Genomic DNA, 13,592 nt, shown 5'->3' with positions numbered 1-13,592 from the left:
CATATTATACCAAAAAGACACAGGCTTTCAAAATAATAAGGATGTAAAACTTCATTTAAAAAACTAAAATTGACTTTTAACCTCACTTCTTAATTGCTCTAGATTTACAATACCATATTTGTCCATGACCCTAGGAAGATTGTCAATGATATCAAGGCAAGCATATGGATTGGTAAAGTTTGCTGTACCGACTCCAATTGCTGATGCTCCCGCCAAATACATTTCTAGCGCTGCCTCAGCCGAATCAACTCCCCCCATACCGATAATTGGAAGCTTAGTTGTTTGAGCTACTTGACGAATCAATTTGAGAGCTACCGGAAATACTGCAGGTCCAGACATTCCTCCTGTCCCATTTGCAATGATTGGTTTTCTAGTTTTGAGATCAAAGCGCATACCAACAAGAGTATTAATCATGGTTAGCCCACTAGCTCCTGCGTCTTCTGCAGCTTTTGCAACGGAAGTTATATCGGTCACACTTGGTGTCAATTTAACGTAAACTGGCACATCTGACGCCCCTACGGCTGCTTCTACCACATCATAAGCTAAATCTGGGTCTTGCCCAATCAAAAGTCCGTGATTCCCATGATCGACGTTTGGACAAGAAATATTGAGCTCAATGGCTTTCACGTTAGGTGCCTTGGAAATACCACTAGAAACTGCTGCGTATTCTTGCTTTGAAAATCCAGCAACATTGGCAATGATTGGAAGATTTGGATACTCTTTTTCTAGCCAAGGTAATTTTTCAGAGAGAACGGCATCTAGTCCTGGATTTTGTAGACCAATGGCATTCAGCATACCAGCAGGTGTTTCTGCCACTCGTGGAGTTGGATTACCAAAACGTGGTTCAAGGGTTGTAGCTTTAATCATGATAGAACCTAAAAGGTTCAAATCATAGTATTTGGCATACTCTTGTCCGAAACCAAAACAGCCTGAAGCAGGAATGATAGGATTCTTTAACTCTAAGCCTGGTAGAGAGACTTGTAATCGATTTGTAGTCATGACACTCTCCTTATAAAACAACAGTTCCTGTTTTAAATACAGGCCCATCTTCACAAACGCGTTGACTAACTATTTCACTATCTGGTACTTTCAATACACAAGCGTAGCAAGCTCCCATGCCACAGGCCATACGAGATTCTAGAGATAGATAAGCTCTTGGATGGTCATGGAAGGTTTGATTAATATATTTCATCATACCAGGTGCACCGCATGAGTAGATGGCGTCAAATTCAGTGTCAAATTCGTTAATCACTACAGAAACATTCCCTTTAATACCATAGGTGCCATCATCTGTTGTCACAAATACTTGACTATATTTGGCTAATTCGTCTTCCAAAATAACAGCATCTTTAGTAGAAAATCCTAGAACAGTTGTAATTTCTACACCTCTCTCATGTAGTTGTTTAGCTACTTCAAGTAATGGAGGAACTCCTATTCCACCACCAACTAGAAGGACTTTGCAATAGTCGTCTAGCTCAGATAAATCGAAACCATTTCCTTGAGGGCCCATGACATCTAAAAAATCGTCAGCTTTTAATCTTGAAAAGATTGCTGTACCAGAACCCTCAACTCGATAAATGAGGTGGCATTGATTATTAGGCTTATCTATAGATGAGATTGAAATCGGACGACGCAAGAGATGAGCATCATCAGGTACACGCAAATGAAGAAATTGTCCCGCTTTCATAGCTTCAACCATTTCTCCTTCGAGAACTAGTTCAAAGATTGCTGGCGCGATTTCCTCCTGGGAAACTACTCTCATCACTTCCAAGCGAATAGCTCCCATGCGCTTCTTACAATTTGGATTCATAACCTTTCCTCCTTAAATTTTAAGGGGATCAGATAAAGAAAAACCTTGCAATTGCAAGGTTTCAGGTAAGATGTTTACACAAAAGTAGCAAATAAGCACTTGCTTTACTTGCTTCAATCGTAGTTTCTTTTCTCTGACACCTTGTGAGTCTCTCTGGACTTCCCTTAAAGGTTAAATTTTCACTAGTATACTGTATCAAACATAAAAAGTCAAGTAAAAATAGGTAAGGTATCAGTTCATAAAAGTTGCTTATTTTTGTGAAGAAAGAATTTTTTCTAGTTTTTGATAATCTTTAACACTGTCAATTTCGTAGATAGAATTTTCTTCTAACTCCTCTACGTAAACATCTAGTTCTTTGATATTATCTTTAACCATGTTATCCCAGTAGAGGTCAACAAATTCACCACTTGCATAAGCATCATCGATAAACCCAACAATCTTCTCAGCTGTTGGAGCATCCCAGAATGACACACCACTCAAGATGCGTCCATTTTTGCTATCTACAATGATATCTTGAACTTTGTAATCATCTCCATAAACTAGGAACCACTCATTATCACAGTCTTCGCGATAAACACTAAAGTAAGTTGAACGTTCAATATCATTTCGGAACATATTCTTGAAAAGATAGTTATCCGCATCGATAACGTAGCTGTTAGCCAATTCTTCTTTTACCAAGTAAAGCGAGTAAAAGTTATTGTAATCAGCATACTTATCGTTGAAGACTAAACGCACACCGTACTTTTCTTTAAGATAGTCGAATTGTTCTTTTAAATAACCTACAACGATGATAATGTCATCAATTCCACGTTCTTTCAAAAATTCAATTTGATATTCAACCAAAGGTTTTTGATTGACTTGTACCAAGGCTTTGGGAGTATTTTCTGTCATGGGTCTCAAACGAGTTCCCAATCCCGCTGCTAGAATAATCGCTTTCACGCGTTTTCTCCTTTATTCTTTAATAATAATATAAACACCAGCCATTACAATAAGTGAAGTAATGATGGTCAGTAAATTAAGGGGCGAACCCAAGAAAATTGCTGCAAATAAAACAGTCCATACTACATAACTCACATTTAATCCAGTAGCTTTTGCTGGCTGCAATCGATTGATAGCAATGTAGTAGGCAAGGTAAGAAATCATATTAAATGCCGCAAAGACAATTAATAGACCAAATAATTGTCCATTTGCCACTTCTGCAAACGAGTGATGCGAGAAGAGAACAATGACTAGGTAGGACAAGAAAGATGTTACTTGTCGAATCAAAAGGGCTTCTAGTTCACTGAGTTCACTTTCCATAGCAAATGAGCTGAGAACACTTTCACTTCCCCAAGCAAGCGCACAAATCAAGGCACAGAGTATTCCGATATAGAAGGAATTAACTTGTTCAACCTTGTAAGTCTGAGCAATAATTCCTGCAATGATTAATAAAATTCCAAATACCGTATTCTTCGAAACCTTATGCTTTAAGAAAAAGAAAGCGAGAATGACAGATACTGCAGGATAAATAGCTGAAACTGAGGATGCTAAAGAACTACCGATATACTTGACTGCATAAAGATTGGCCTGCATGCCAATTGGTCCAGCCAATAGTGCTCCGATAATAACACTGACATTTCGAATGTTCAAGAAGATTGAAAAACGTACCTTACCTTCTTTAACTAAAAGATATCCTAGCAAGATAAAAATACTAAGAAAGTCGTGCGCTGCTGCTACTACAAAAGGTGATAGATCAGTAAATATAGAGAAGATATAAGCACTAATGGTTAGCCCTAATCCCCAAAAAATCCCTGAGATAAGTCCAAAGGAAACTCCGTTTTTAGTTTTCATCAATACCTCCCTGAGACTGCAATTCTTTTACAGCTCTATTATAACGAGTGATTCCATAATCTCCAAAATCTGCACCATTTTCCTCTTTGTAAATGGTCCATAGGCTCCAAATAATATCTTGCAATATTTTATAAATACGAATCTTCTCACGAGAAACTGGTGTCTGTTCGCTTTCATAATATGACAAAAAGGAATCTTCTTCGTCTGGAGTAAATTCAGACTCTAAAAAGAGAGCCGCAAGATCCCACATAGGGTCATTCATGGAAGAATATTCCCAATCAATTAGATAAAGATGCCCATCTGGTGATTCAATAAAGTTTTCAGGAACCAAATCAATATGACATGATTTCTTCTCAATTCCGATTTGTTCAAGCTCTTCTTTCAGAGAAAATACTGATTTTCTTACAGCTTCATAGTTTGGATAGTATATCTCTCCTTGAATCAAGGATTCATATTTTTTGATCTCATCAAAAGGAGCAAACTCTCCTTTTAATTTTTTTCCAGAAGCATGAATCGTTTGTAGAATGGGAGCAATTTTCTCAAATTTAGTTTTAATGGTATTTAAATTAAGTGTTTCAGCATTTTCAATGTATTGATTGACTTTGATACCAGCTTCAATATCAAAAAGATAATTTTCTACATCTAATTCTAAATCTTTCAACAATTCAATATTAAACTTTTCATTCTGGCGGTCGATTAATTTTTCTGTACCTTTACCGAAAAACTTAACGATATATTGATTTGAGGATGTTTGAACCAAGTAGTTTTGATTGGTCATTCCACCCAACTGTTCAACGCTCTGAATTTCTTCATCACCTGATAATAAAGAGGCAATCTTCTCTTTAACGATTTCCTTCATAATCTTCCCCCCATTAGACTTCCCACTTAAATACTGTCTTGAAGGCAGTATTAAGGTCCGTTGCAAAAACTCGATGAATATCTTTAATTCCTCTGACTGGCTCTTCTAGATAAATGATATTCTTCAAACGATTGGCAAATTTTTTAATTTCCATCATTTGGATAGCATTTTCAAAGTCAACTCTTCCAGAACGAGAAGATCCAACTAATAACAGGCCTTTTTCCAATGAATCACGAGTGTTGATATTAACCTTATACTCACTAACACCCATCATCAAAATGGTACCTTGGGGTTTGATGTAACGAATCAAGTCATTGATAGCAGGGCCGCATCCATCACCACCACAACACTCAAATCCATGATCAAAGCTAAGATCTTCTGGAATACTGTCAGTAATATAACGTTCATGCGCAAACGAGAAGAGTTCTAATTTTTCCCAGTGGCGACCAATGACAATAATCTCAGCATCAGGCAAAGTGTAGTTGATAATATTGGCCATGACAAAAGCTAAACTTCCATCACCAATGACAGCGATGCGTTGGCGTCTGCTGTGAGATACCGTCATGAAACGATTCATAGCATGCATGCCAACACTGACAAACTCTGTAATGGCGGCAACTGTGTCTTCGATTTCTTCGTATGATACAACACGATCCTTAGGCAGAGATACAAATTCTCGCATAAACCCATCATAACCACTTGATAAGAAATATGTTCCAGTCATGTAATTTTCGTAGAATTCCTCATCACTTTGCATAGGTGGTTGATTTGGAATCATGACAACCTTCTGACCAACCTTGTAGGTACCTGTTGGGTCAGAAATGACTGTACCACAAGACTCATGAATCATAGCCATTGGTAGTTTTTTCGCTAAAATTTTTGGATCGCGTTTACCTTGATAGTAGCGTTGATCCGCGTGACAAACCGCCATGTAATTTGGTCGGATGAGGATATGATTCTCTTGATCAATTTCTTCTTCCTGATATTTAATATTGATAAACTTTGGTTTTGTCAGTTGATAAATTTGATTAATCATGTCTATTCTTTCTCAATCATGCTTTTAGCAATCTTCAAGTCTGTAACTGTTGTAATTTTAAGGTTTGAGTATTCACCTTTTGCCAAGGCTACATCTTTACCCTTAATGACAAAGATTTTACATGCATCTGTTAAAATTTCTTTTTCTTCTGCTGATAAAGAACCATACAAATCAATGAAGTCTTTACAACGGAAGGTTTGAGGAGTTTGCCCTTGATAGAGATGAGCACGATTTGGAATATCTGTGATAAACTGACCGTTTGTACTTTCAACAATGGTATCTACTGCTTCAACCACAGTATCAACCGCATCATGTTTTTGAGCAAGAGCGATATTGTCTTGAATCATGCGAAGTGTGATAAAGGGACGAACCGAATCATGCGTCACTACGATATCATCTTCTGTTAGTGGACGGTAAGCGTCAATAGCTTCAATAATCTTTTCAATACTAGAATTACGATCAGCCCCACCTTTTGTGATGATGATACGGTCCTTGTGAAGTGGAAGGAATTTTTCAACTAGATCTTCTGCGTGTGTCACCCAGTCTCCGTGAACTCCAACAACGATTTTTTCAATACTTGGTTCTATGACAAATTTTTCAATTGTATGGATTAGAATTGGGCGGTCTCCCAACTCAAGAAATTGTTTGGGTAGATTACTAATACCCATGCGCGTGCCGGTTCCACCTGCTAAAATTCCAGCGTAAATCATTTTGATACTCCTTTGGTTTGTTTTAAAAACTCATTCCTTACTATTATACCATAATCTAGCACTATCTTGAAATAAATACTAGTTCTCTCTAGTTAGAAACTAATGACGAGACCACTTTATGCTTTGAACATTAAAAAATTAAATCCTTGCATTTTTTACTCTCGGTTAATATAGAGTTCTTCAGAATAGTATAGAAAGCTTAAAGAAACCTTAAACCTTTAGTTGATATATATATAAATCCTGAAATTTTAATTAGACTTTTCCAATTAAAATTGTTAAAATAAAATGGAGAATAAAAGAAAAGGAAGCTAACTACCGCCATGATGAATATGCAAAACATGATGCGTCAAGCACAAAAACTTCAAAAACAAATGGAACAAAGCCAAGCTGAATTGGCTGCCACAGAATTTGTTGGGAATTCTGCTCAAAACCTTGTAACTGCTACCTTAACAGGTGATAAAAAAGTTGTAAAAATTGATTTTGATCCCGCAGTTGTGGATGCTGAAGATATTGAAACTCTTTCAGATATGACTGTTCAAGCTCTCAATGCTGCGCTCGAACAAATTGATGAAACTACTAAGAAGAAACTTGGAGCATTTGCTGGTAAGTTACCATTTTAATTAGATTATCAAAAAGAGGCTGGTTCACAGCCTCTTTTAATTTATGTTAAAAAGCAAATAATTCAGTTGCTTTATTTAGCAATAAGTCACTATATTCGGGATCTTCCTGAGCAGTTTCTAGTTCTTCTTTTATGTTTTCCAAGTCATCCGTAATCATTCCGTCAACACCTAGGTGAAAAGACTTATTAAAAGATTCGGAACTATTGATTGTCCATACATAGAGTTTTTGCTCAGTATTCCATAGTTTCGTGACAAAATATTCATCCAAAGTAGAGTACTCCATTGTGTAGCCTGTCGCAACCGTTCTAGGAAAAACAGAATTATAGGGAAGAATAAAGTAAACAGGAATATCTTTATCATACTCTCTTACTTTTTCAATAACCTTATAATCCAAGGATTGCATTTGATGACCATAAACCTTAATTTTTGCACCGTATTTTTCTAGAAAATGTTCCATCATCTGCGGGCTATCTTTGTGGCTGGTCTTAATTTCAATGAGTAGTTTCTGATGCAGTTCATTTGCACGAGTCAGATAATCATCGAAACTTGAAATCTTTGTATCATAACCATTCTCATGAATGTCAATCTGCTTTAACTCTTCTAAGGTCAAATCTTGTGGTGTTTTATTAATACCAGCTAATCCTCTAAGATTCGCATCATGCATCATGACAAATTGCCCATCCTTTGTTTCCTGGATATCCATCTCGATTAAATCTGGTTTTAATTGAGATGTTTTTTCTAGGGATTGAATGGTATTTTGTACACCATTGCCATTTGATACACCACGATGTGAAATCACAAGAGGTGGATTGACTACAGGAGCTTCTAGATAATTATAGCCTTCAATCGCAAAGAAGATACATGCACACACCATAACACCCCACCTCATGATATGGTCCTTCTCGCGTCTTGGCATAATATCAAGTTCTTCTCCTGTTAGGAAGGACGTAAATTTTACAAGGAAATAGGTTAATGCCATATAGTGGAAATTTTTGATAAGAACAAAATTCAAAATAGCTAGAACCAGAGACTCTCTCTGAGTAAGACTATCCACTATATACTGAGTAGATAATATTGGGATGAGAGGAAGATAGAAGAATAGATTGGTTTTTACAATAATTAAGAATAAATGCCAGGCGTAAAACCAAAAGTGATCTTTAGTTTTATCCAAACTATAAATGATTGCTTCCTTAACCGTCATCTTTTCATAAAAGACCTTGGGCAGAGTGAATATCAAGCGAACTGAAACATAGAAGAATAAGAGTGATAAGATAACAATGGCTACCCACCACATCCAGTACTTATCTTCCATGTAGGTTTGAATAAACTCTGGAATTACGATTTTATTGAAATAATAAATCTTAAATATCTTTCTGATAAACGGAAATAGCATTGCTACAAATATAAAGATGAACAAAGCTTTTGAAATAGTCAATTTCTTCATAAAAGCAAGGCTTTCACGAAATACTTTTCGACTGTATTCTATAAGAGTTCTTTTTTCGTGATATAGGAGGTGGCGAGCTCCAATAAAGAGAATACTAAGTTGAAAATAGGCTACCAGCAGATTGATGGCTATTAAGATTACAAAGCCAAGACTGACTATAGGTGCGTTTTTTATAATCTCAAAAATATTGTTGTAGGAAATAAACAAATATCCAGTCTGACTTAGCAAAAATCCAGCTATCACAGAGTTTAATGGCAACCAGATATAGTCAACCAACATAAAGATTAGAAAGAATAGAAAGAGGATTTTATCTAGATTTAGGTAAATCTTTTTAAAACCCAATTTTTTCGGTTTTTCAGGTTTCATAAAAACTCCTAATCAAAAAGCTGTGATAGATCTAAGGCGCCAAATGGATTCGAATTGAGACTGCTCTGAGAATTGAGTAACAGTCTACTCTCATCCGACTCCAGAAAAGCTTCATAAACTTGCGCAGTCATGCGAGCGTCTTCTAAACTATTATGAGATTGCCCTTTAAATCCTAGAAAGCTAGCCACAGTTTGCAATTTTAGATTAGCGATTCCGTGTAGATCAGAACTACGACGTTCAAAAGCCTCATCATAAAGATCGACTTTATATTGATCACGATAGTCAAACCCATGTTCTAGTAAAATCGGTAAATCACTCTTTGCTGCATTATAACCAACAAGTGGCAAGGCTCCAACAAAATCTTGAAACTTTTGGAGAACTTCTTCTACCTTTGGAGCATCTTTGAGAGTCTCTGAAGTAATACCAGTCAAACCATTAATAAAACTTTTCAAAGGAACATCAGTGTAGACATAAGAGTCAAACGCTCCTACTTCTTCACCGTCCTTAAAATGTACCGCTGATACTTGAATCAAATGAGTCTTATCCTGGTGTTTGTTAAATTCTAAATCAAATGAGATATAATCTCTTACTGTTTCCATCATATCGTACCTAATTAGTTTGTAAAAAGAAACCACCTGGTCTAATTATAGAAACCAAGCAGTTTTTTCTTATTTGCCAAATAAGCGAGCAAAGAAGCCTTTCTTCGATGCCTGAACTTCTTGCTTAGCTTGATCCAACTCCAACTGGAGTGTTTCTTGATCCTTCATAGCTTGAAGGGTTAACTGTTGTTGTTGGTCCAATTGCTTATCTTTTTCAGCGATTTGGCGGTCTTTCACACGCATCTGTTCATCTTTCTCAGCAAGTTGCTTATCTTTAGCTTTCAATTGCTCGTAAAGACGGATAATTTCGGCGTTCTTTTCATCAACAAGAATCTCCATAAGCTCTCGTTGTTTCACTTCATCACTGACCGGTTCATCTTCAAAGATAGTTTTTTTGTAGATTTCTTCAAGTTTGATCAATCCACTACGAGTAACAACGGTAACACCCTTGTCGTTTTTGGTAATATCTTCTTCAGGTAATTCCTTGACACGATTATTGATTGCTTGTCGGGATAGTCCCAAGACCTCAGCAATCTCACTGACAGTCATTTCAATACTCATAATATCCTCTATTTTTCTCTAGCATTTCTTAAATTAAATCTTATCATAAGTAAGCAAAACTGTCAAATAACACTGTATTTTCAATGGTTTTTAAAAATGATATAAAAAAGATGAGAAAATCTCATCTTTGGACTAGTAGATAAAAATCATTGGTTTGTCAAATACTTAAGAGAAAACCTTTCTAGGTTTATAAAGATTTTCACGCTTTTCTAAAATAGCTAAAAGCTTCTCGCCTTCAAACGCAGCTAATTGTTTTTCTGTTTGTTCTAACTCAATAAAACGCCCATAACGCACCTCTTCGGCCTGTTCAGGTGTAAGAAAAACTTTGACAAGGTCACCGGTCCCAATCTCTAGAGGATGGAGAAAGTCAAATTCACCAGACTCTACTTTTGCAGTAATTTCTTCTAGAGTCAATGCGTCCTCCAATTGCAAACCAGCAGCACTGGTCCGTGTTAACTGAGACATATGGGTAGCATAACCAAGTTTCGCTCCCAAGTCGACTGACAAAGTACGGATGTAAGTTCCCTTACTGCATTTTACACGAAAAGTAAATCGTGCAAGATGCCCATCATAAGAAATCGGACTCGTTCTTTCAAAACTATAAATGGTCACCTGACGTTCTGGACGCTCCACTTCCTGACCAGCACGCGCATACTCATAGAGTTTGCATCCATTAACCTTGACAGCCGAGTACATAGGTGGAATCTGAGTGATAGGACCTGTCAGACTAGCAATCGCTTCATCGACAAGATATTCATCCAATGGAGCTAAAATAGGAGTTTCATCAACTATTTCACCACTAGCATCCTCAGTAGTCGTAGAGTATCCAAGTGTGATTTCACCTTCGTAAACCTTACCCTCATCCTGCATAAACTCGACCATACGAGTCGCCTTCCCTACAGCAATGGGTAAAACACCCACAACATCAGGATCCAAGGTCCCACCGTGTCCGATTTTTTTAGTTCCTAAAATCTTACGTAGCTTAAAAACCGCATCATGCGAGGTCATGCCTGCTTCTTTTTTTAAGTTGATAATACCGTTCATGTGTTTTTTTCTCACTCCCCCTTCAAGGCATCAAATTTCGCTTTCATAGTTGGATTTTTTCTTGTCAATTTTTTAACGGAAACATCGTCCAATTTATTATTGGCGAGGCGGAGTTGATTTTCGGATGTGGTTAGGAATTTCTTGACTTCTTCCATCCGCTTGATGGCCTTGTCGATTTCGTCAATAGCCTTGCCGAAGTTGACTGAAGCCGAATTGTAGTTCTTAGCAAAAGCTACCTTGAAGGCTTCTAAGTCTTCTTCAAAGTGAGTAATATCAATGTTTTGCTCACGTATAAGTGCTAGTTCCTGCTTGTATTTTAGGGAATTAAGGGCAGCATTGCGCAAGAGACCAATTAACTGAATAAAGAACTGAGGACGAATGACATACATTTTCTCATATTCGTGACTAACATCGACAATCCCAGTATTGAAGTAATCATTGTCAGCTTCAAGCATAGTTACCAATACTGCATACTCACAGTTTTTCTCACGACGATCCTTATCCAACTCTTTGTAGAAATCGGCATTCTTATGCTTCTTCTCAGTCCCGTCAGCTTCATTTTTCATCTCAAACATGATAGAGATGAATTCTAGCCCATTTTCATCAAAATCACGAAAGATAAAGTCTCCTTTAGAACCACGCGCTGAAATCTTGTTGTCCTTTTCAAAGTAAGCATTTGGGAAGGCAAAACTACGAACCTTGTTAAACTCGCTCTCTGCATACTGTTCTAGACTTTCACCAATAGCTTTTGTAGATTGTTGTGCCTTGAAATTCTTGTAGAACTCAACTTGCTCATTTGCTGCCTTAAGTTGGGCTTCATAGTTTTGTTTCACCGAAGCAAGAGAAAGCTCGTTTTCTTTTTCTTGTAAAAGGAGCTGATTTTTAACCTGATCGCGTTCTTTTTCAAGATCAGAAAGAGTTTTTTGTAGTTGATTTTCATGCTCTAAGCGTAAGGTAGCTAATTGATTCTCAAGAGCTTGGACCTCTTTTTCTTTTTCTAACAGACTTTGGCTAGCACTTTGCTCCACTTCTTTCTTAGCCAATTCTTTTTCAGTATCGAAATTTTGGATTTGACTTTGTAGCTGGGCAATTTCTTGGTCTTTTTGAGCGAGTTTTGCCTGTTGTTCATTCAAGGTCTTTTGTTCCACCAATGTCAACTCTTGCTTGATTCGCTCGTGCAATTCCTTGTCAAACTCTACAGTGCGAACTTGAGAAATCAGTTCTGCATATTGACTTTCATTTACTGTAAAAACTTCCCCACAATTTGGACATTTAATTTCGTTCATGATTTTCCTCTGTATTTAACATTACTACATTCATTATAGCATGGAAAAACAAAAAGAAAAAGTTGGAATCAATCCAACTTTTAGTCTACGTAGGTATCTTCGTTCTTGTTTAAGAAGGCATAAGGCAATCCAATCAGTAGACCACCTCCTATAAAGTTACCAATAAAGGTTACCCCCCAGTGACGAAGAATATTTCCAATACCGAAGTTTGCGATTGAATCAGCAGCAACACTGAATTTCACAATAGCAAATGATGCAAAGTTTGCGGCGATGTGCTCGTTTGTTAAGAATACAAACATGTAAATGGCTGATAGAACCAACCAAAGTTTTGCTCCACCATCCTTAACTAAAACAAATGAAAGAATGGCGATGTTTACAAAGATATTAGCTAAAATACCTTCAAGTAAAACTAGTTCATTAGAGCGTCCCAACTTCATTTCTACAACTCCAGAAATAAAGCTATCGTGCGTTAGATTAGCATAAGCTGCTGAATGAGCAAATCCCCAACCAGCGATAAGCGCACCAATTAAGTTAAAGAAAGTACAATATAGAAGAATTTCAGCTGTTTTTCTCCAGCTAATTTTTTTCAAAAAACTACCCGCTGTTAAGAACATCATGTTTGATGTTACCAATTCAGCATTTAAGAAGACAATGTAGGCCAGTCCCCAAGCAAAAACAAACGGGAAAAGGAAGCGTCCACTACCTGGTGCAATCTTATTGATCAAATCTGCACCAACGGCTCCTGCTGCCGTACTGAAGGTAAGGAAAGCACCTGCAAACATTGAACGAATCGCATACTTAAATTTACTATTCGAATAAAGACTTTCCTTTTTCTTACAAGCAAATTCGATTTTTGAAATAAATTCTGATGAGACCATATAAACTCCTAAAACTTTTATTTGTGAATATTATAACATAAAATCAACTTTATGGAAAGGCTTTCTGAAATTTTAAAAAATTAAAACCTATGATTCTAAAATACGGATCTTGATATTGTATTTTTTTGTTTCATTCTTTAAGTTATTGACTAGTTGATCATTCTCTTTTGATTTGCCAAAGAAAAAGGCTAGAGAATTTCCGCTCTTTTGTTCGATAGTCAAAAAATATCTAGCTCCATTCAATTTAACACTTGGAATAAAATGGACCTCAATCTTTTTAATATTATTCAGTGGTATAATGCGCTTTCTAAAAACATAAGCATTATGAATATAAAATCTTCCCTTAGCAATATGAAACGGGGCAAAAAAGTTTCCACCACTTTGACGCACAATGACATAACGACGCCAAAGAATCAATAAAAGAAGGAAGGAAATAAAGGAAATAGCAAAAGTCAAAACCGAGCTTTTCATCATCGATTTTATCCCAATCAAAAAATAATCTATCATAATTAAACAGTCTTTTCTACCTTATTATATCACTTTTGTTTA

General features: G+C 36.6%; 15 protein-coding genes. 1 reads left to right on the top strand and 14 read right to left on the bottom strand.

From position 1 onward, the window contains the following. Nucleotides 1-63 precede the first annotated feature (63 nt). The 7 genes from AB8E63_RS02295 to AB8E63_RS02265 all read right to left on the bottom strand — a co-directional run bounded on the left by AB8E63_RS02295 (nucleotide 64) and on the right by AB8E63_RS02265 (nucleotide 6,245). On the bottom strand, nucleotides 64-1,047 hold the full coding sequence (locus AB8E63_RS02295; RefSeq protein WP_368909748.1) for a dihydroorotate dehydrogenase: 984 nt from the start codon (nucleotides 1,045-1,047) through the stop codon (nucleotides 64-66). Further along, complete coding sequence (locus tag AB8E63_RS02290; RefSeq protein ID WP_368909747.1) at nucleotides 1,010-1,810, bottom strand: dihydroorotate dehydrogenase electron transfer subunit; 801 nt, start codon at nucleotides 1,808-1,810, stop codon at nucleotides 1,010-1,012. Before AB8E63_RS02290 ends, AB8E63_RS02295 begins: the two co-directional genes overlap by 38 nt. A 249-nt stretch (nucleotides 1,811-2,059) precedes the next feature. Next, on the bottom strand, nucleotides 2,060-2,749 hold the full coding sequence (locus AB8E63_RS02285) for a sugar phosphate nucleotidyltransferase (RefSeq protein ID WP_368909746.1): 690 nt from the start codon (nucleotides 2,747-2,749) through the stop codon (nucleotides 2,060-2,062). Between the two features lie 12 nt (nucleotides 2,750-2,761). After that, nucleotides 2,762-3,640: a DMT family transporter gene (locus tag AB8E63_RS02280; protein ID WP_368909745.1), complete on the bottom strand. Its 879-nt coding sequence runs from the start codon at nucleotides 3,638-3,640 to the stop codon at nucleotides 2,762-2,764. Beyond that, nucleotides 3,630-4,499 (bottom strand): phosphotransferase, encoded by an 870-nt coding sequence (locus tag AB8E63_RS02275; protein WP_368909744.1) that lies wholly within the window; start codon nucleotides 4,497-4,499, stop codon nucleotides 3,630-3,632. Before AB8E63_RS02275 ends, AB8E63_RS02280 begins: the two co-directional genes overlap by 11 nt. Before the next feature lie 13 nt (nucleotides 4,500-4,512). Continuing rightward, nucleotides 4,513-5,535 carry a ribitol-5-phosphate dehydrogenase gene (locus AB8E63_RS02270; RefSeq protein ID WP_368909742.1) on the bottom strand — a complete coding sequence of 341 codons (1,023 nt, stop codon included), beginning with the start codon at nucleotides 5,533-5,535 and terminating at the stop codon, nucleotides 4,513-4,515. Between the two features lie 2 nt (nucleotides 5,536-5,537). Further along, nucleotides 5,538-6,245, bottom strand: coding sequence for a 2-C-methyl-D-erythritol 4-phosphate cytidylyltransferase (locus AB8E63_RS02265; protein ID WP_368909741.1), 708 nt, complete (start codon nucleotides 6,243-6,245; stop codon nucleotides 5,538-5,540). 320 nt (nucleotides 6,246-6,565) lie between these two features. Between AB8E63_RS02265 and AB8E63_RS02260 the strand changes: the two genes are divergently transcribed. Beyond that, nucleotides 6,566-6,865: a YbaB/EbfC family nucleoid-associated protein gene (locus AB8E63_RS02260; protein ID WP_368909740.1), complete on the top strand. Its 300-nt coding sequence runs from the start codon at nucleotides 6,566-6,568 to the stop codon at nucleotides 6,863-6,865. 46 nt (nucleotides 6,866-6,911) lie between these two features. Here the strand turns inward: AB8E63_RS02260 and AB8E63_RS02255 are convergent, their stop codons facing one another. The 7 genes from AB8E63_RS02255 to AB8E63_RS02225 form a co-directional block, all read right to left on the bottom strand. Next, a complete protein-coding gene (locus tag AB8E63_RS02255) occupies nucleotides 6,912-8,675 on the bottom strand; it encodes a glycerophosphoryl diester phosphodiesterase membrane domain-containing protein (protein ID WP_368909739.1) in 1,764 nt (587 codons plus the stop codon). A gap of 8 nt (nucleotides 8,676-8,683) precedes the next feature. Beyond that, nucleotides 8,684-9,274 carry a 3'-5' exonuclease gene (locus AB8E63_RS02250; RefSeq protein WP_368909827.1) on the bottom strand — a complete coding sequence of 197 codons (591 nt, stop codon included), beginning with the start codon at nucleotides 9,272-9,274 and terminating at the stop codon, nucleotides 8,684-8,686. Nucleotides 9,275-9,343: 69 nt separating this feature from the next. Then, nucleotides 9,344-9,835: a DUF536 domain-containing protein gene (locus AB8E63_RS02245; protein ID WP_004252719.1), complete on the bottom strand. Its 492-nt coding sequence runs from the start codon at nucleotides 9,833-9,835 to the stop codon at nucleotides 9,344-9,346. A gap of 165 nt (nucleotides 9,836-10,000) precedes the next feature. After that, nucleotides 10,001-10,879, bottom strand: a complete 879-nt coding sequence (truB, locus tag AB8E63_RS02240) for a tRNA pseudouridine(55) synthase TruB (protein WP_368909738.1) — start codon at nucleotides 10,877-10,879, stop codon at nucleotides 10,001-10,003. An 11-nt stretch (nucleotides 10,880-10,890) separates the two neighbouring features. Then, on the bottom strand, nucleotides 10,891-12,165 hold the full coding sequence (locus tag AB8E63_RS02235) for a DUF2130 domain-containing protein (RefSeq protein WP_368909737.1): 1,275 nt from the start codon (nucleotides 12,163-12,165) through the stop codon (nucleotides 10,891-10,893). 80 nt (nucleotides 12,166-12,245) lie between these two features. Further along, on the bottom strand, nucleotides 12,246-13,043 hold the full coding sequence (locus tag AB8E63_RS02230; RefSeq protein WP_368909736.1) for a formate/nitrite transporter family protein: 798 nt from the start codon (nucleotides 13,041-13,043) through the stop codon (nucleotides 12,246-12,248). A gap of 87 nt (nucleotides 13,044-13,130) precedes the next feature. Next, nucleotides 13,131-13,550: a hypothetical protein gene (locus tag AB8E63_RS02225; RefSeq protein WP_006148440.1), complete on the bottom strand. Its 420-nt coding sequence runs from the start codon at nucleotides 13,548-13,550 to the stop codon at nucleotides 13,131-13,133. Between the last annotated feature and the right edge of the window lie 42 nt (nucleotides 13,551-13,592).

The organism is Streptococcus sp. oral taxon 061 (genome assembly GCF_964211575.1).
In the GTDB taxonomy this organism is placed as follows: domain Bacteria; phylum Bacillota; class Bacilli; order Lactobacillales; family Streptococcaceae; genus Streptococcus.
The sequence above is the reverse complement of the archived record's forward strand: the minus strand, read 5'-3'. Positions and strand labels throughout refer to the sequence as shown.